This is a genomic window from Gilliamella sp. W8136, from assembly GCF_016101285.1.
Classification (GTDB): Bacteria; Pseudomonadota; Gammaproteobacteria; order Enterobacterales; family Orbaceae; genus Gilliamella; species Gilliamella apicola_N.
Map to the genome: position 1 here is coordinate 38,281 of NZ_JACFQU010000017.1, position 19,098 is coordinate 57,378.

Here is a 19,098-nt window from a genome sequence, read left to right on the forward strand (position 1 = left end):
ATGATCAGAAAGATATTTTATTTAAATGTAAACTTAAATATAAAAGCAGGAAAATAATATGATATCTGATGAAAACAACGTTCAATATATAAAACAAAAATCAAATTGGTTAATCGTAATTGGCTTTATTTTAATTGTATTAGGATGTTTAGCCTTAGGCTATCAGTTCATGGCTACTGTTTTTTCTGTCTATTTTATTGGTACATTAATTTTAATTGCAGGAATCGCACAAACAATAAATTCATTTAACCTTAAAGGCTTTGGTCAAACGGCATTATGGGCAATAATGGGCATTTTATACATTATTGTTGGCTTAATTTCTTTTTTCCGGCCGATTGCGGTTTCATCAGCTTTAACTTTAGTGATAGCAATATTGCTAATTATGAGTGGCTTTACGCAAATTTTTGCCTCTTTTAGTAATCGAAATTTACCGCGTTGGGGATGGGTACTCACTTCTGGTATTATAACCCTAATTTTAGGTTTGATGATAATTACTGGCTGGCCATATGATAGTCTTTGGGTACTAGGAATGTTTTTAGGTATTGACCTTATATTCCAAGGTTTTGCATATGTAGCAATTGGTTTTGCTGTAAAAAACTGATGCTTTAATATTAAAGGGTTGCCCATAATTGCTATTTAAATAATGTAAGCAACCCTTACTTGTTGTAATAACAAAAACGTTTGATTCAATTAAAATTAACGATATTTAAATTCACCAAAAACGATTATTTATAACTTTTATTCGTTCTAGCTTTTACTTCTTTCATGGTCTGTAAAATTCGATGATAATTATCTAATCTTGAATGTGCGATTTTGCCATCTCTTACAGCTTGTTGTAATAAGCAACCTGGCGTATCAAGATGATTACAATCACGGAATTGACATCCACCTAAATAGTCATCGAACTCTTTAAAACCACTAATTACCTGTTCTGGCTCTAGATGCCATAAACCAAATTCACGAATACCTGGTGAATCAATAATATCACCTCCGTTTGGCAAATGATAAAGTCTGGTTGAAGTAGTAGTATGTTGTCCAAGACCGGATAATTCAGAAATATTTCCAGTTACAGCCGATTGCAATTGATGTGGTAATAATAAATTAATAATACTTGATTTACCGACACCTGACTGCCCAACTAAAATGGATATTTTATCCTGCAAGACAGCCTGCAATGCAGCAATTCCTTGGTGATTCTGACAAGAAACATATAAAACTTGATAGCCAATATTTGTGTAAATAGCTAATTGCTTTTCAACTTCTACTCGTTGTTCATCACTTAATAAATCAATTTTGTTTAAGACAATGATTGGCTCAATATCGGTTACTGCGCAAGCCACTAAATAACGATCAATAATATTAAGTGATAATTCAGGCAAAACCGCTGAAATAATCACTATTTGATCAACATTGGCGGCCACTGGTTTCACCCCATCATAAAAATCAGGACGAACCAATTCAGAATGCCTTGCATGTACCGCCTCAATAATGCCATTGGTATTGGGCTCCAAACTTTCGCGCCACACGACTTTGTCGCCAGTCACTAACGATGGTAAAGTACGCCGAATACTACAGCGATAAATGTTTTGCGCGTTATCTTCAACATCAGCCGACTTACCAAAACGACTTATCACCACACCATCACGAGGTGATGAAAAATTTGACAGATTTTCATCTTGTTTGGTTTCTAATCGTTGTTGATGTTTAGCCGCCACGCGTCTTTTTTGATTTTTGGATAGTTGATTTTTTGCCACAGTCACTAATTTTTGCTAAAACAGTTTGACAGTTATGCTACACTACTCGGCATCAAAAAGAAAACTTCTATAACAAATTATGACCACACAATCACAAATTAACAGCAACAATCTTATTTGGATCGATCTTGAAATGACTGGGCTTAATCCAGCAACTGATCGTATTATTGAAATTGCAACTATTGTAACTGATTCTAATTTAAACATTTTAGCTGAAGGCCCTGTTATTGCCATTCATCAATCCGACGATCAATTAGCCTTAATGGATGATTGGAACAAAAATACCCACGGCAAGTCTGGTTTAATTGAACGAGTACGTCAAAGTACCGTTAATGAACAACAAGCCGAACAACAAACTATCGAATTTTTAAAACAGTGGGTACCGGCAAACAGCTCACCAATTTGCGGTAACACTATTGGTCAAGATCGTCGTTTTCTATTTAACTATATGCCTAATTTAGAAAGTTATTTTCATTACCGCTATTTAGACGTCAGTACTATAAAAGAATTAGCTAAACGATGGAAACCTGAAATTTTAAAAGGAATTACAAAGCAAAGTACCCATCAAGCGCTTGATGATATTCGTGATTCAATTGCAGAGCTTATTTATTATCGCCAACATTTTTTTAAGCTTAAGAACTAATTGATATGCAATTACTTTATACCATTTTACTCTATCTTATTCAGCCATTGGTATGGATAAGATTACTTTGGCGCAGCCACAAAGCGCCAGCATATCGTAAACGTTGGTTTGAACGGTATGGTTTTTGCAAAAATAAAGTGAAAGCAAATGGTATTTTAGTCCATGCGGTATCCGTGGGTGAAACCATTGCCGCTGTTCCACTTATTAGAGCATTGCAGCGACGATATCCCTCTTTGCCCATTACCGTCACAACCATGACACCAACAGGCTCTGAGCGTGTTAAATCATTATTAAAAGACAGTGTGAGTCATGTCTATTTACCATATGACCTGCCGTGCGCTATCAAACGTTTTTTAAAAATAACCCAACCCAAATTAGTCATTATTATGGAAACCGAACTTTGGCCTAATTTTATTAGCCAATGCCATAATAACGCTATTCCTTTGATTATTGCTAATGCTCGCTTGTCGGAACGCTCAGCAAATCGTTACAGTAAATTAGGCACAACCATTAACCGATTATTAGCTAAAATCAGTATGGTTGCCGCACAAAATAAGCAAGATGGTGAACGCTTTACAGCATTAGGTTTACCCAGCGATCATCTAACAGTAACAGGCAGTATTAAGTTCGACATCAATTTAACAACTGAGCAACAACAAAAAATTGCTAACTTAAAACAACAATGGCAATTGAACCGTCCCGTTTTTATTGCAGCTAGTACTCATGATGGTGAAGATGAAATCATCTTAAAGGCATTTAAACAATTATTGTTACAGCATCCTGATTTATTATTAATCCTAGTGCCCCGTCATCCTGAACGTTTTAAAACAGTCGAAAAACTGATTAAAAATAATGAGTTTAATTATATAACTCGTAGTTCGAACCAAATTCCAACCGATCAAACACAAGTGGTCTTGGGTGATACCATGGGTGAACTGTTAGAACTTTATAGCATGGCAGATATTGCCTTTGTTGGTGGTAGCTTAGTCGAGCATGGTGGACATAATCCTCTAGAACCAGCCTTACATCATATTCCAATTATTAGCGGTCAATATTTTTTCAATTTCAAAATCATCTGCGAACAGTTAATTGCTGCAAACGGAATGATAATTTGTGACAGCACAGCAGAAGCTTTATATTTAGTAGTAAACAACCTATTAAATAATAAAACAGAAAGCCAACAAATTGGTGAAAATGCCTACCAAGTATTAAAGCAAAATCAAGGTGCATTAGATAGGCTTCTTGGTATTATAAGTCGTTATCTTTGTTCAAAATAAGGATTAGCTATGGATAAAAAACAAGGGTTATTACTGGTTAATCTCGGAACACCAAGCGCTGTCACGCCTGATGCAATAAAACACTACTTAACCGAATTTTTACTTGATAGGCATGTGGTGGATTTACCTGCTTTTTTTTGGTATCCAATTTTAAAGTATCGAGTGTTACCAAAACGGGTACCTTATATTATTAACCACTATAAAAAAATTTGGATAGATAATTCATCACCATTGATGCATTATAGCCAACAACTGTGTGACAAGTTACAACAGGAATTACCTAATATTCATTGTCAATTAGCCATGACCTATGGCGAGCCGAATCTTCAATTTGCCTTAAATAATCTGCAATCGTATAAGAAAATAACGGTATTACCATTATTTCCCCAATATTCGACCACAACAACATTAGCAGTGCTTGATAAACTAAAGACAATTAAATCCTCTCAATCAATAACCAATAATATTCATTACATCCGCGATTATGCTGATCATCCAAGTTATATTAATGCTCTATATTTGCAGATTAAACAGGCTTTTGAAGAGCAAGGAGAGCCTGAGGTATTAGTACTATCTTATCACGGAATTCCTGAACGTTATATTCATAAACGTAAAGATGATTACATAGAGCGTTGCCAACTAACCACATTATTATTAATTGAGAAATGTGAAGCTAATGGCATTAATATTCCCATTGAAATGGCTTATCAATCTAAATTTGGTAAAGGAAAATGGGTTACGCCAAATACCAGTGATGCTTTGGAAAAGCTAGCGCATGATGGCGTTAAATATGTACATGTTATTTGTCCTGGATTTTCTGTGGATTGTATTGAAACCATTTACGAAATTAACGAAGAAAATCGAGAACTATTTTTACAGGCTGGCGGCAAAAAGTTTCATTATATTCATGCATTAAATGATTCTAATTTACAAATTGATTTAATTAAAGATCTAATAAATTATACTCAAACGTATAGTTAACCTGAAACTTTTTGACAAAAATAGGGCTAAAAAGGAATTAATTATCGCTTTAGACCTTTAATATTTTGTTTTCAAATGTACGACTGATTAATATTCATAATAAGTCATTATCTGTCGCACACATATGTTATAACCTATGATAGGATTGTCATTATTGAGAATCTGAGCCCTAAGGAGAAAATTAGATGAAAATAATCATCATTGGCGCTCAAGCTGCAGGAGCGAGTGCTGCTGCTAAAGCCAAAAGAATGAACCCTAATGCTACCATTCGTATTTATGAAAAAACTGACATTGTATCGTTTGGAGCTTGTGGTTTACCTTATTTTATCGGTGATCATTTCACTGATGCTAATGAAATGATATCCCGTACACCACAACAATTCCAACAAGATGGTATTGAAATAAAAACAAGTCACCAAGTTGTCGCTATTGATAGCATACAAAAAAAATTAACGATTAAAAATATTAATACAGATGAATGTTTTAATGATAATTATGACAAATTATTAATTGCCGTTGGTGCAAGCCCTATCATTCCAAATTTTACAAATTATAAATTGAAAAATATTTTTACTTTACGCGATCTCAATGATGGTTTAGCCATTAAACAAGCATTATCCGATCCAGCAGTAAAAAACGTCATTGTAGTTGGTGCAGGCTTTATAGGACTTGAAATTGCCGAGTCATTTGTTGCTTTAAATAAGCAAGTCAAATTAATTCAGTTAGATGATAGAGTGCTGGTCGATGCATTCGATGCACAAATTACCGACGTAATTGCAAAGAACATTAAACAACATTGTGATTTACATCTACAAGAACAAGTACAAGGTTTTATAGGGGAACAGCATGTCACTCACGTAATTACCAATAAAGATACTTATCTTGCTGACATGGTTATTATCGCAACTGGAGTGAAACCTAACAGTGAAATTTATCAAAATATTGGTCTTAATATGCTACCAAATGGCGCTATTATTACCGATAGCTATGGACGGACGAATCTTCCGGATATTTATGCAGCAGGTGACTGCGCTGCATTGCAGCATAAAGTCAGCAAAGCGATGGTTTACATTCCTCTTGCCACAGGTGCGAACAAACTGGGCAAGATAGTTGGTGAAAATCTAGGAGGAGGACAGAGTGAATTCCCTGGAACCATCGGTACCTCAGCATTTAAAGCGTTTGATATTGAGGCTGGACGAACAGGCTTAACCGAAAAAGAAGCTCAAAAAGCGGGTATTGCTTATAAAACAGTTATTGTTAAAGATAAAAATCACAGTAACTATGTTGCAGGGCAAACTGAGGTAACAGCAAAAGTAATTTATCACGCCGAGACCCGCACCATTTTAGGTGGACAAATTGCGGGTGGCAGTGGCGCTGTTTTACGAGTAAATACATTAGCAACTGCCATATGGGCAGAAATGAAGATTGATGAATTAGCAATGATGGACTTTCTTTATGCGCCGCCATTTTCAAGACCATGGGACATTTTAAATATTGTAGGTTCAATAGCTAAATAATAGATAAATCATTATTGTTAGCAATAACAACTAAATAATACAAACTATCTTACTTAATACAAAAATCAGTGCATCATAAATTAAGTAAGATTACTAATATGATTTTATTCGATGATTAAATTATCACAATAAAGGGGCAATTATGTCAGATCCCATTTTTCAAGGAACTTTTTTTGAAAAGTTCCTATCTATCACACACTATCAAACTTTAATTGGTATTGGACTACTGCTAGTTTGTTTTTTTGGAGTGATGAAACCATTACAAGATAAAAAAATTAATTTTTCTCTTCGTATGTTAGTTGGGTTAATACTTGGTGCTGTGCTTGGTTTAGGTATACAAGCTGCAGCAGGGTTCCCTGATACATCAAATGTTTGGATGCAAGAGACAGCTACATGGTATGGTCTTTTTGGACGTGCTTTTATTGCCTTTATTCGCATGCTAGTCATTCCTTTGATATTTGTCTCTATTGTTAAAGTCATTATCGATTTTTCTGGTAAAGAAAACCTACCAAAAATCGCATTTAGAGGGATATTCTGGTTACTGTTTACCACGGCAATTGCTTGTATCGTTGGTATTGCTTTGGCTAATTTGTTTGCATTAGGAGAAATCAGCTCTACAACTGATCATCATGCTCAAGCTAAACAATACACTAATATAATTGATACTTTTGTAAACCTTATTCCAAGTAATATCATTGCATCAATGGTTAAAGAAAATATTGTTGGATTAGTTATTTTTTCTGCTCTTATGGGGATTGCTGCCAATCGAATGGAAAAGAAAAATCCACAACCTATTGCTCTGTTTAAAACCTTTATTGAAGCACTTTATAAAATTGTGATGTCAATTGCCATGACCATCATTAAGTATATGCCATATGCAGTCATCGCCCTTCTAGCTAGAACCATTATTTCTAATGGTATACCTGCAATTGTTGAAGTATCAGGTTTTGTTGCAGCCATCTACATTGCCACATTGATCATGTTAATTGTGCATGTTTTAATTGTTATGATTCACGGTATATCACCTGTCATGTTTATTAAAAAAGCCATGGGAACGTGGTTATTAGCCTTTACCAGCCGCTCATCAGTTGGTACATTACCCATGACTATCTCAACTTTAACGGTACGTATGGGAGTCAATACAGGCACAGCAAATTTGGTCGGTTCACTTGGTAGTACTATGGGTATGAATGGTTGTGCAGGTTTCTTTCCTGCGCTACTTGCCGTTATGGTTGCGCATATGGTGGGTATTGATACTAATTTCCAATTTTATATTATGCTGGTCATTGTGGTCGTGATTGGTTCAATTGGTATTGCCGGTATTCCTGGTACAGCAACAGTTGCTGCAACAGTGGTTTTATCTGGTATGGGCATGGCTGAATACTTCCCATTAATAGGTATGGTTCTGGCTGTCGATCCAATCATTGATATGGCACGCACACTAGCCAACGTATCAGGGGCAATGACTGCGGCAGTCGCTACCGATCGCGAAGTGGGACTTATGGATATGAATATTTTCTATGATCCAAATATTTCTCTTGAAAATGAACAGTCGGATGTTTAATTTAAGTAAAGAATACGCAGAATAAAAAAGGACGCTTGAAGCGTCCTTTTTTATTCAAAATTAATGTTTAAATTGTTTTTAACCATGCAGTAACATCATTACCTAAGCTTTTATGGCGCATTGCGTATTGTATAAAGGTTTGTATATAGCCTAATTTATTACCACAATCATGACTTCTGCCTTTAATACAATAGGCATCGACAGGATCGCTCTCAAGTAACATTGCAATTGCATCCGTGAGTTGAATTTCACCGCCAGTGCCTAAAGGTGTTTTAGCTAGTAAAGGCCAAATTTTTTCAGATAAAACATAGCGTCCAACGACGGATTGATTGGATGGTGCTTCTTCAACTGATGGTTTTTCAACGACACTATACATTTGTGTAACAGCACCAGCAGACAATTCTTGACCATGGCAATCGGCAATTCCATAAGAAGAAACTAACTCCTTCGGTACTGGTTCAACCATAATTTGACTATGCTTGGTCTCATGATAATTATTAATCATTGCCGCTAAATTATCTTTTGTCAGATCACTTTCATACTCATCAATAATCACATCTGGTAGCACGACGGCAAAAGGTTCATTACCAACTAAAGGATAAGCACACAATACAGCATGACCAAGCCCTTTGGCTAAACCTTGACGAACACTCGTTATTGTTACATTCTTAGGTAAAATACTTTGTACTTCTTGTAAAAGTTGACGTTTAACACGCGCTTCTAACATTGCTTCTAATTCAAAACTAGTATCGAAGTGGTTTTCAATTGAATTTTTTGATGAATGGGTAACAAAAATGATCTCAGTAATGCCTGCTGCAATACACTCTTTTACTACATATTGAATAAGTGGTTTATCAACCACAGGTAACATTTCCTTTGGAATAGCTTTAGTCGCAGGTAACATTCGAGTGCCAAGACCAGCAACGGGGATAACGGCTTTTTTGACTTTTCCATTCAGAGTTGATTCAAAACTTGATGACATTTTATTTCCTTAAAAAAATTAGCAGATAACACAACTATTACAATAGTGTCTATTATCTCTATGCCATATTAACAATATGTATTTTCAACCCATAATGACATTAACATATAGGGAATCAAAATACATGCATGAATAATTGCCCATGTAAAATTTCATATATTACGTTGATTCGGTATCAAATTGTAATAAACGATGAAAAAAGCTAAATCTAACATATTAAACGCAGAATTGATAATCTTTACAAGATAATAACAATTATAAGGGTTAAATTATCAAAAATTAAATAAGAAAGTGAAATAAATTTTGTTAAAAAACTTGATATTATAACCATCAACTTAATCAATAATACTATTAATTATTTGTTTTTATATAATATCTTATCTATTTATATATTGATAAATCGTTAGATTCAATTAATGCAGGATTATCCCTATCTTTTGCCAAAGAATCAATAGCAATATAAATAAGCTGGCAGTTTTGCAAAATCGCTTGTCTTACTACAAATTTCGCTTTACGGTCACGAGCTTCTTTTTGCGTGGGGCTTATATAGAGATCATCATAGCCATCATCATATAATGTAGCCCTATCAAATAAGGATTGCGCTCGCCAAAATGTTTGTTTAGGATAATCACGAACCTCAATATTACCCGTCAGTTTTCCTTTCATGCCGGCATAACTTGCTGGTAAATGTTTACTTTGTCGACTTTGAGCAATATAAATATGTGGATAACTTAATACATATGACGGCAAAGGATTCAATACAAATTCCGTATTAATCATACTTGAATAATGACAGTTTTCAATAGTTAAAGGTGCAGTTCGAAAATTTAACGAACCGCACCCAGTAAGTAAAAAAAATATAACTACTATAATATGTCGCATTTTACTTTTTATAATCTATAAATGATTAATATATATTAATCATCCTTATTATAATTTATCACTAACATTTTCAGCCGTTTTCGAAATGGCTTTACCACCAGATTGAACATCTTTGCCTACACCATTAACTGTATTACATCCAACAATTAGAGTTGTCATTGCAATACCGAATACTAGAATTAACATCTTGCGTAACATAGATATTCTCCTTTTTGTGACTTGATTATTTTAATGTAGCAAATGCTTCCGCCACACGATGAATATTATGGTGATTTAAGCCTGCCACACACATTCTTCCACTGCCCACCAAATAAACAGCAAAATTATCTTTTAGTTGTGTGACTTGTTGTTTACTAAAACCAGTATAACTAAACATACCACGCTGCTTAACTAAATAATCAAAATTATGATCTGGCGCCTGTGTTTTTAACAAACTAACTAAAGTAGAACGCATCGATACAATACGATTTCGCATTGATTCAACTTCTTTAAACCAACTGGCTTTCAATTCAGGATTATTTAAAACATAACTGACTAATTGGGCACCATAAGCTGCTGGGCTAGAATAGTTTTTACGAACCGTTGCCTGAAGTTGGCCGAATACACGATGAGCAGCTTCATCATTTTCACACAACACAGATAACCCCCCAACACGTTCCCCATAAAGTGAAAATGTTTTCGAAAACGAGTTACTTATAAAACCACAAAGCCCCACTTCAGCTGCTTTTTTAATTGCGTAACTGTCACTTTCAATACTTTCACCAAATCCTTGATAAGCAATATCCATAAATGGAATGAGATTACGTGTTTGTAATACAGCAATTACTTTATCCCACTGTGATGGTGTTAAATCTGCGCCCGTTGGGTTATGACAACAAGGATGCAGTAATACAATGCTTTTGGCAGGCAATTGTTCCAATGTTTCAAGCATTGCATCAAATTTGACTCCACATGTTTGTGAATCAAAATAGGGATAGGTATTAACTTTAAAACCTGCGCCACCAAAAATAGCAATATGATTTTCCCATGTTGGATCACTGACCCAGACTTGTGAATTAGGAAAATAACGATATAAAAAATCAGCACCAATTTTTAGCGCACCTGATCCGCCTAATGTTTGTATAGTTGCAATGCGTTTATCTTTATAGGCTGAATGTTCTTCACCAAATAGCAATGACTGAATTGCTTGGCAATAAGAGGGTAAACCGCTCATTGGTAAATAAAGTTGTGCATCTAGTTGATTATGATAAATATAATCACGAGCAATTTTAATACAGTCCAATTGAGGGACAACACTATTTTCATCATAATAATAACCAATACTTAAATTAGTTTTACTTTCACGATGATCATTATTAAATTCAGCAACTAAAGATAAAATTGGATCCCCTGCATAGGACTCTACTTTTTCAAACATATTACAACCTAATTGACACAATAACTTATAACTGTAGATTATTGCATCAACTCAATTGGCAATCAATCACTAAATACAAGTTCAACTGTAAATAATTCAATTGAATTTTCACTAGGAATTTCAATCATTTTTGATAAGAATAATCAACGATATATTAAATGAAAAAATTATTCAATTTAAGTTCAATTTTATACTAAAACGTAGGGTTTACCTGAAACTTTTTGTCAAAGATTAGCACTTTTTAGCGCTAATCAAACTAGTTAAAATTATTTAGCTGCAATGACTTCAATTTCAACTTTTGCATCTTTAGGTATACGAGCAACTTGTACACAAGAACGTGCAGGGAATCCGGCATTATTTTCGATAAAAAATGCTTCATAAACCGCATTAACAGCAGCAAAATCATTCATATCAGCTAAAAAAATAGTTGTTTTAACGATATTACTGACTTGATAACCTGCCGATGTGATTATTGCTTTAACATTGGCTAAACTTTGTTTTGCTTGTTCTTTAACACAATCTGGCATTTCACCCGTTTCAGGGACTAAAGGAATCTGCCCTGATGCAAATAGCATATTGCCTAAATCGACTGCCTGAACATATGGTCCGATTGCTGCTGGGGCTTTTTCGGTTTGAATCACTTTTGCCATATTCAATTTTTCTCCTTTTGTATTTATTCTATCTCTTCATTACCTTTTATAAGTAATACACCTTTGTTTATCTATCTTCATTTGAACAGGAAGATAATTTGGTGTCAAGTCAATACACAATTATGATCATGGGACTTCTTAAAATTTTCTGATATGATAATCAAAATTTTTTTATTTATTGAGAGTTAACATGTTTGAGAATTTAACCGACCGTTTATCACAGACATTTCGCAATATCAGTGGTCGTGGGCGACTGTCTGAAGATAATATTAAAGAAGCACTGCGCGATGTCCGAATGGCTCTACTTGAAGCCGATGTTGCGCTACCTGTTGTTCGTGAATTTATTAATCAAGTTAAAGAAAAAGCTGTAGGTTTAGATGTCAATAAAAGCCTAACACCAGGCCAAGAGTTTATTAAAATAGTTCAAGCCGAACTGACGGCTGCAATGGGAGAAGTTAACAGTTCACTCAATTTAGCAACCCAGCCACCCGCAGTAATCTTAATGGCGGGTTTACAAGGTGCAGGTAAAACCACCAGTGTTGCAAAACTAGCCAAATTCTTAAAAGAAAAACAGAAGAAAAAAGTACTGGTTGTATCTGCCGATGTTTATCGACCAGCGGCAATTAAGCAGTTAGAAACACTAGCTAAAGCCATTGATGTCGAATTTTTTCCATCTGATATTAATGAAAAACCAGTTAATATTGTAAATAAAGCCATTTCACACGCTAAACTACAATTTTTTGACGTACTTATTGTCGATACCGCAGGTCGTTTACATGTCGATAATGACATGATGGACGAAATCAAGGCTCTTCATCAAGCAATAAACCCAATTGAAACCCTGTTTGTTGTGGATGCCATGACCGGACAAGATGCAGCCAATACCGCGAAAGCTTTCAATGATGCATTACCACTCACTGGTGTGATTTTAACTAAAGTTGATGGAGATGCTCGTGGTGGTGCAGCGCTTTCTATTCGCAATATTACTGGCAAACCAATTAAATTTTTGGGAATGGGTGAAAAGACCGATGCTTTAGAACCATTCTATCCTGATCGTATTGCCTCTCGTATTTTGGGTATGGGTGATGTTATTTCGTTAATTGAAGAATTACAAAGTAATGTCGATCGCGAGAAAGCAGAAAAAATCGCCAAAAAATTGAAAAAAGGCGATAAATTTGATTTTAATGATTTTCAAGATCAACTTAAACAGATGCGCAATATGGGCGGTATGGGTGCAATGCTGGCAAAATTACCTGGTGTAGGTCAACTGCCGGATCATATCAAAGCACAAATGGATGATAAAATCACTATCAAAATGGAAGCAATTATTGGCTCAATGACGCTCAAAGAGCGTGCAAATCCTGAAATCATTAAAGGCTCACGTAAGCGTCGAATTGCAATGGGTTCAGGAACCCAAGTACAAGATGTAAATAAACTCTTAAAACAGTTTGACGATATGCAAAAAATGATGAAGAAAATGAAAGGTGGTGGCATGATGAAGATGATGCGCCAGATGAAAGGTTTAATGGGCGGCGGAATGGGATTCCCTCCACGTTAAATCTACGCTTAATTTTTTCCTTTTAAAAGGATCATAATTGAACATTAGACTATCAAAAAAATCGCGCTTTCAACAGCGCGATAATTTTGTTAATTACCTGATTTAACTGATTCAATCTTTGTTGGGCGATTCATGGTGAGCACGGTACCTATTGATGAAACAATAATAAACACAATTGCTAACCACTGATAACTCGATAATTGTTCGTGCAACACAATTAAACCAGAAAGCGCAGCAAAAACAGGTGATAAGCTCATTAAAGTACTAAATGTTTGCGCAGGCAATTTTGGTAGAGCAATCATATCTAATCCATAAGGAATAGCTGAGGCCAATAAAGAGACAACAAACACCAAAGGGAGCAGATCTAACGAGAACATAGCACTACCACTTTGCCATACACCAATGGGAAATAAAAAGCACGAAGCAATTACCGACCCAATAGCGACGCTTGAAGATCCATAAATAGCACCCGCTTTACGCCCAAATAAAATGTAACATGCCCAACAACTACCTGCTAATAGAGCAAATAAAATACCGACAGGATCTAAATTCCCTGACGCTTGATGAATAGGCAGTAACATAGTTAATCCGATCACGGCAATACCTAACCAAATAAAATCAAACAATTGACGTGATGAACACATGGCTACCATTATTGGTCCTGTCAATTCGATAGCTACAGCAATGCCTAAAGGAATTCTAGCGATAGCACTATAAAAAGCTAAATTCATACAACCAATTGAAATACCGTATAAAAATATAAATTTTAATGCCGGTTTAGGTATTGGTTTTCGCCAAGGTTTAAAAATGATAATTAAAATTATAGCCGAAAAACACAATCGCCAAGCGGTCATACCTTCAGGTCCTAACACTGGAAAAAGATATTTGGCGATTGAAGCACTACCTTGAATGGAGATCATCGAAACAAAAATCAAAAAAACCGGCCAAGATCTTTTAAACATAAAAATACCTTACTTTAATATATTGAACTTATTGTCTATTTAATTAATGCCAAAAAGTTTGAGATAAACGATACATTTGAGTATAAAATAGACGCTTAAATAACTTACTTAACATTTACCGATTAATTAATTTTCTCTTTTTACTGACAATAAGGCTAGATCTTGTAATGCTTGTTTATAAGGTGAGTCAGGTAAAATAGCAATAACATCCGATGCTTTACGGGCTTCCGCCTGAGCAGCTTGCAAGGTAAACTCAAGTGAACCACATTCATCCATAATATGTAAAATGCGATTTAATAAATGTCGACCATTGCCTTGTTCTATAGCCCGACGAATTAATGCAGCATCCTCAGCATTTTTAGTGTGATGCATGGCGTGTAGGAGCGGTAAGGTTGGCTTGCCTTCATTAAGATCATCTCCTAAATTTTTTCCTAATTTTTGATTATTATCGGCACTGTAATCCAATAGGTCATCAATAATTTGAAAGGCAGTACCTAAATATTTACCGTACTCTTGTAAGGCAAACTCTTGCTGTTCATTTGCACCAGCTAACACCGCAGCAGAATGTGAAGTTGCCTCAAATAAACGGGCTGTTTTGCGATAAATAACTTCTAAATATTGTTCTTTGGTAATATCAGGATCATTACAATTAATTAATTGCTGTACTTCCCCTTCAGCAATAACATTAGTTGCTGCCGACATGATAGTCAAAACCTTAAACGATTCTGTACGCACCATCATTTGAAAAGAACGTGTATAAATATAATCACCGACTAATACACTAGCAGCATTACCAAATAAAGCATTCGCGGTCGATTTACCACGCCTTAAATCAGACTCGTCTACTACATCATCATGCAATAAGGTGGCGGTATGAATAAATTCAATAAAAGCGGCCGTAATAATATGTTTGTCACCTTGATAATTAAGTGCTTTAGCAATTAATAAAGCAATAACAGGACGAATACGCTTTCCTCCACTGCTAATAATATAATTGCCCAACTGATTAATCAAAGCCACATCTGAACTTAGTTCAGCTTGTATAGCTTGGTTCACTTTAACTAAATCATCTTTTACCAGATCGAGTATTTGATTCATTGATGGATTATTCATCAGTTTAACCGCTAGAAATAATAGATATTAATCTTGCTATTATCTGATAAATATTTTTATGCAACAAGAGTTGCGGATCATATTTTAAAAAAAACTACAAATGATAAGCATTTTCATTTAAAATACCCACCTTAAGTTAGAAATGTTTATTAGTATGAAGATTAACTTTGATATAGATATCAGTGATGAAAAGATCCCTCAATCCATTGCTAAGAAAGAGGAAAGAGGTGTTTATTTATATGCATTTATTGCTGTAATGTCACATTTGTGTATACTTACTTTATTGTTTTGTTCTACGCTATTTGTAAAAGACATCGTTGCAGATGAGGGCGATAATTCAATTAAAGCCATAATGATTGATTTTTCTCTTGCTGCTCCAGAACAATCATTAGTTGAAAATACACCTGATATTCAAGGTGCTCAAGACAGTGAAATTATTGATAACAAACCAATTGAAGAGACACCAATTGTTGAACCTGAACCTATTGAAGAAACAATACCTGACAAACCTGCAGTAACAACTGAAAAAGATATTGTTGTAAAACAAAAAGATAAGCCTAAGAAAAAACACCGTCCTGTGCAAAAAGCATCACGTCAACAAGTAAGGCAAGAAGTCATTGCTGAAAATATCTCTAATACTTCAGTTGCCCCACAAATATCTGATAGTCGTCGATACTCAGGTAATCCCTCACCGATTAGTCGCAATCAACCCGAGTATCCTCGCCGAGCACTTGATATGCGTTTAGAAGGTTATGTGATAGCACTGTTTGATATAAACAGTAATGGACGTATTGAAAATATTCGGATTATAGAAGCAAAACCCAATAATATCTTTAATCGATCAGTAATTAGTGCAATGAAAATGTGGAAGTATCAACCTATTGCAGCGAAAGATCAGAAAATAAAAATTATCTTTAATCGAGATAAATCCATTAGTTTGGACTAATTATTCACATAATCGTTTTAAGTGACAACAACAAAGCCATAACCTATATCTCGAAAGTGTTATGGCAATAGATATCTATACTCTACAAGTGATTGACCATCAATTGTTCAATTTGTTCAGGCTCTTTAGGAACATCCGCGGTCAAAACTTCATTACCAGATTCGGTAATTAAAATATTATCCTCAATACGAATGCCAATACCTTTATAGCGATCTGGTACATCAGCATCTTTATTAATATACAATCCTGGCTCTACAGTTAACACCATTCCTGGTTCTAAAATTCGATCTCGTCCACTACCAACATCATGCACATCAATGCCAAGCCAATGCCCTAAACCATGCATATAAAACGCCAAATAGGCTTTATTAGCAATTAGACTGTCTACATCACCTTGCATAATGCCTAACTTAACTAAACCTATCACCATCGTTCGTACGACTTGGTCATTAACGTCTTTAATGGATGTGCCAGGTTTGAGAAGATGAATTGCCTGATATTGAGAAGCCAAAACGATATCATAAATCTCACGTTGTGCTTGGTTAAATTTGCCATTAATTGGAAATGTTCGAGTAATATCTCCTGCGTAGTATTGATACTCACACCCCGCATCAATCAAAACCAAATCCCCATCTTTCAACTGCTCACTATTATTTTCATAATGCAAAATACAACCATTATTGCCACCACCAACAATGGTGTTATAAGATGGAAAGCGTGCACCGTGCCAAGCAAATTCGTGTAAAATTTCGGCTTCTAATTGATATTCATACATTGAAGGCGCACATTTTTGCATTGCTCTAACATGTGCCACTGCACTAATTTTACATGCCTTACGTAATAGTTGCATCTCAAAATCGGACTTAAACATCCGCATCTCATGCACTATTGGTCGCCAATCAATGATAGAGCTTGGTGCCACTAAATTTAATCTACCCCCTTGTCTTAAAGTCGCCTGTACTTGGTTAATAATTTTATCGGCATATTGATAAAGCTGATCAGCATGATAAATTGCAGTTTTACCATTTAAGAAATCGGGCAGTATGGTATCAATTTCATCAAAAAGATAAGCTTCATCAACGAAAATTGATGCCAATGCAGCTTGCTGACCTAAACGATATCCCGTCCATGTCTCTGCCAAAGGATCCTTTTTTCGATTGAATAATACATACCGCGCACTATTATCTTGTTGTTTAATCACAGCCAACACTGACTCTGGCTCAGCAAAAAGGGTAAAATACCAAAAATCACTATTTTGTCGATATGGATAATGAGTATCGTTACTTCGTGTTACTTCAGGAGCAGCGAAAAAAAGAGCAACACTATTGGGCACCATCTGCGCAAGCAACTTTTCACGACGCAAAATAATTTCTGTTTTAATATCTGTTTTCATCATTATGACGACCTTAATTAAGATTAGTTACTAGTTAATCTTAATGAATTGTTGGTGTTATTTCAGTTTCATTGAATTCGTCAAAACATAACATTGATGTTATGCGTACATACTCTTTAATTTCTTCAAACGCAAACTCAAGTTCTTGTTGATCTTCTTGCTCATCATAGCCCAAATTAACAATTTGACGTAAATCATAAATAGCTTCTCCCACATCACCTTTAATTCGATTAATTTTGGGTTGTACCAGCCCTATACCAAGTAAAAAATGATTTACCCAACCAACTAAATCATCAATTTGTGCATACAAATCTTTGTCACTAAGAAACAATTGAAATTCAAAATCCTCATCTAAGAGTTGTTGCTTAGTTAACTGATAAAGTTTAGTAATTTGCTCATTCAGAGGTGCAACAACAGTTTGACCATTATTTAACATATCTTCAACTAAAGGACGCCAACTCTCATCATGGTTACCTCCAGCTAAAATACCGACGATAAAACCATGCAACTCAGCTGCTGTAATCCCTACTTTATATTGGACTAATTGACGATTAAGTTCGTCATAATTAATAGTTTCCGCCATTACGCCACCTTGATGTTGTCATATCACAAAAAATGCATTTCTGCACTTTCCACAATTTTAGTATATAATTCTAAACTTGCTATAAATAATAAACAGGTTACTGAGCTTTATAAAGGAATTATTTTGAAGTTATTAAGATTAATGGTTAAATTGCCTCTACTACTATCTTTTTATGCAGTTTTAGCTATATCATTAACCGCTTGTGGTACATTAGTTTCAAATAATGGCGTGATTATCCTTAATGTGCAAGATAAGATACACACTTATGTAACCGGTCAAAATTTACCTAAAACTTATAAATTAGGTAATGGCGAGCAAGAACTGCAACGATTTGAAACATTCTGTCGTAAAGAAATTAGAGCTTCACAACTTGATGGCAGTGAAGAAGTCGTTTTTGAGAATATCAAACATGGTATTCATGGGCAGGTAGAATTTAGAAAATGTAGTGATAAAATCACTCGAATTTACCGATACTGATAAAATCTAGCTATCTCTATAAATTATGGCTAATAATATTCAATGAATGTCAAAGATCTATGAAATCTTACTAGCCTTTCATGCAGTTTTTATTTATATTGGTTGCTGAAAAGAAAATATTTTTAGGAGCAAAAATAATATGTATAAACAAGATGTAACAATTACGGCATCAAATGGTCTTCATACCCGTCCAGCGGCGCAATTTGTCAAAGAAGCCAAAAATTTTAATGCTGAAATTACCGTTACTTCAAATGGTAAAAGTGCAAGTGCCAAAAGCTTATTTAAATTACAAACTTTAGGTTTAACACAAGGAACAACAATTACTATTTCAGCCGAAGGCGAAGATGAAAAAGAAGCAGTACAACATCTTGTAAAACTAATTCCAGAATTAGAATAATA

At 34.9% G+C, this 19,098-nt stretch carries 20 protein-coding genes; 10 read left to right on the forward strand and 10 right to left on the reverse strand.

Going from position 1 to position 19,098, the window contains the following annotated elements:
- The first annotated feature begins 58 nt into the window (after window positions 1-58).
- Window positions 59-601, forward strand: a complete 543-nt coding sequence (locus H3T96_RS11910; protein ID WP_039127391.1) for an HdeD family acid-resistance protein — start codon at window positions 59-61, stop codon at window positions 599-601.
- A 124-nt stretch (window positions 602-725) separates the two neighbouring features.
- Here H3T96_RS11910 and rsgA read toward each other — a convergent pair whose 3' ends face one another.
- Window positions 726-1,754 (reverse strand): small ribosomal subunit biogenesis GTPase RsgA, encoded by a 1,029-nt coding sequence (gene rsgA / locus H3T96_RS11915; protein WP_144092870.1) that lies wholly within the window; start codon window positions 1,752-1,754, stop codon window positions 726-728.
- A 79-nt stretch (window positions 1,755-1,833) separates the two neighbouring features.
- Here rsgA and orn point away from each other — a divergent pair, with 79 nt between their 5' ends.
- The 5 genes from orn to H3T96_RS11940 all read left to right on the forward strand — a co-directional run bounded on the left by orn (window position 1,834) and on the right by H3T96_RS11940 (window position 7,736).
- Entirely contained in the window at window positions 1,834-2,397 is a 564-nt protein-coding gene (orn, locus tag H3T96_RS11920; protein ID WP_039127389.1) for an oligoribonuclease, read from the forward strand.
- A 5-nt stretch (window positions 2,398-2,402) separates the two neighbouring features.
- Window positions 2,403-3,674 (forward strand): lipid IV(A) 3-deoxy-D-manno-octulosonic acid transferase, encoded by a 1,272-nt coding sequence (gene waaA / locus H3T96_RS11925; RefSeq protein ID WP_144092872.1) that lies wholly within the window; start codon window positions 2,403-2,405, stop codon window positions 3,672-3,674.
- A 9-nt stretch (window positions 3,675-3,683) separates the two neighbouring features.
- A complete protein-coding gene (gene hemH, locus H3T96_RS11930) occupies window positions 3,684-4,655 on the forward strand; it encodes a ferrochelatase (RefSeq protein WP_144092874.1) in 972 nt (323 codons plus the stop codon).
- A 185-nt stretch (window positions 4,656-4,840) separates the two neighbouring features.
- On the forward strand, window positions 4,841-6,172 hold the full coding sequence (locus H3T96_RS11935; RefSeq protein WP_144092876.1) for a CoA-disulfide reductase: 1,332 nt from the start codon (window positions 4,841-4,843) through the stop codon (window positions 6,170-6,172).
- Window positions 6,173-6,314: 142 nt separating this feature from the next.
- A complete protein-coding gene (locus H3T96_RS11940; RefSeq protein ID WP_144092878.1) occupies window positions 6,315-7,736 on the forward strand; it encodes a cation:dicarboxylate symporter family transporter in 1,422 nt (473 codons plus the stop codon).
- Between the two features lie 67 nt (window positions 7,737-7,803).
- On the opposite strand, the gene galU is transcribed toward H3T96_RS11940, so the two are convergent.
- The 5 genes from galU to H3T96_RS11965 all read right to left on the reverse strand — a co-directional run bounded on the left by galU (window position 7,804) and on the right by H3T96_RS11965 (window position 11,667).
- The gene (gene galU, locus H3T96_RS11945; RefSeq protein WP_039127377.1) at window positions 7,804-8,718 is read right to left on the reverse strand and encodes a UTP--glucose-1-phosphate uridylyltransferase GalU; all 915 of its coding nucleotides are present in this window, start codon (window positions 8,716-8,718) and stop codon (window positions 7,804-7,806) included.
- 381 nt (window positions 8,719-9,099) lie between these two features.
- Complete coding sequence (locus tag H3T96_RS11950; RefSeq protein ID WP_144092880.1) at window positions 9,100-9,600, reverse strand: hypothetical protein; 501 nt, start codon at window positions 9,598-9,600, stop codon at window positions 9,100-9,102.
- Between the two features lie 48 nt (window positions 9,601-9,648).
- Window positions 9,649-9,798, reverse strand: a complete 150-nt coding sequence (locus tag H3T96_RS11955) for an entericidin A/B family lipoprotein (protein ID WP_081301693.1) — start codon at window positions 9,796-9,798, stop codon at window positions 9,649-9,651.
- A 25-nt stretch (window positions 9,799-9,823) separates the two neighbouring features.
- A complete protein-coding gene (locus H3T96_RS11960) occupies window positions 9,824-11,017 on the reverse strand; it encodes an amino acid aminotransferase (protein ID WP_144092882.1) in 1,194 nt (397 codons plus the stop codon).
- A gap of 266 nt (window positions 11,018-11,283) precedes the next feature.
- Window positions 11,284-11,667, reverse strand: a complete 384-nt coding sequence (locus tag H3T96_RS11965; protein ID WP_039127369.1) for a RidA family protein — start codon at window positions 11,665-11,667, stop codon at window positions 11,284-11,286.
- Window positions 11,668-11,857: 190 nt separating this feature from the next.
- On the opposite strand from H3T96_RS11965, the gene ffh reads away from it, so the two are divergent.
- The gene (gene ffh, locus H3T96_RS11970) at window positions 11,858-13,225 is read left to right on the forward strand and encodes a signal recognition particle protein (protein WP_086308323.1); all 1,368 of its coding nucleotides are present in this window, start codon (window positions 11,858-11,860) and stop codon (window positions 13,223-13,225) included.
- Between the two features lie 89 nt (window positions 13,226-13,314).
- On the opposite strand, the gene H3T96_RS11975 is transcribed toward ffh, so the two are convergent.
- Together H3T96_RS11975 and ispB are read right to left on the reverse strand one after the other, a co-directional pair.
- On the reverse strand, window positions 13,315-14,187 hold the full coding sequence (locus H3T96_RS11975) for an EamA family transporter (RefSeq protein ID WP_086326320.1): 873 nt from the start codon (window positions 14,185-14,187) through the stop codon (window positions 13,315-13,317).
- Between the two features lie 126 nt (window positions 14,188-14,313).
- Window positions 14,314-15,300, reverse strand: a complete 987-nt coding sequence (gene ispB, locus H3T96_RS11980) for an octaprenyl diphosphate synthase (RefSeq protein ID WP_039127359.1) — start codon at window positions 15,298-15,300, stop codon at window positions 14,314-14,316.
- A 154-nt stretch (window positions 15,301-15,454) separates the two neighbouring features.
- Between ispB and H3T96_RS11985 the strand changes: the two genes are divergently transcribed.
- Entirely contained in the window at window positions 15,455-16,246 is a 792-nt protein-coding gene (locus H3T96_RS11985) for a TonB family protein (RefSeq protein ID WP_172398444.1), read from the forward strand.
- Window positions 16,247-16,328: 82 nt separating this feature from the next.
- Here H3T96_RS11985 and pepP read toward each other — a convergent pair whose 3' ends face one another.
- Complete coding sequence (gene pepP / locus H3T96_RS11990; RefSeq protein ID WP_144092918.1) at window positions 16,329-17,639, reverse strand: Xaa-Pro aminopeptidase; 1,311 nt, start codon at window positions 17,637-17,639, stop codon at window positions 16,329-16,331.
- A 40-nt stretch (window positions 17,640-17,679) separates the two neighbouring features.
- The gene (locus H3T96_RS11995) at window positions 17,680-18,222 is read right to left on the reverse strand and encodes a UPF0149 family protein (RefSeq protein ID WP_086326318.1); all 543 of its coding nucleotides are present in this window, start codon (window positions 18,220-18,222) and stop codon (window positions 17,680-17,682) included.
- A gap of 123 nt (window positions 18,223-18,345) precedes the next feature.
- Between H3T96_RS11995 and H3T96_RS12000 the strand changes: the two genes are divergently transcribed.
- Together H3T96_RS12000 and ptsH are read left to right on the forward strand one after the other, a co-directional pair.
- Window positions 18,346-18,699, forward strand: a complete 354-nt coding sequence (locus H3T96_RS12000; protein WP_144092884.1) for a hypothetical protein — start codon at window positions 18,346-18,348, stop codon at window positions 18,697-18,699.
- Between the two features lie 139 nt (window positions 18,700-18,838).
- Window positions 18,839-19,096 (forward strand): phosphocarrier protein Hpr, encoded by a 258-nt coding sequence (ptsH, locus tag H3T96_RS12005; protein ID WP_025316545.1) that lies wholly within the window; start codon window positions 18,839-18,841, stop codon window positions 19,094-19,096.
- Window positions 19,097-19,098 lie beyond the last annotated feature (2 nt).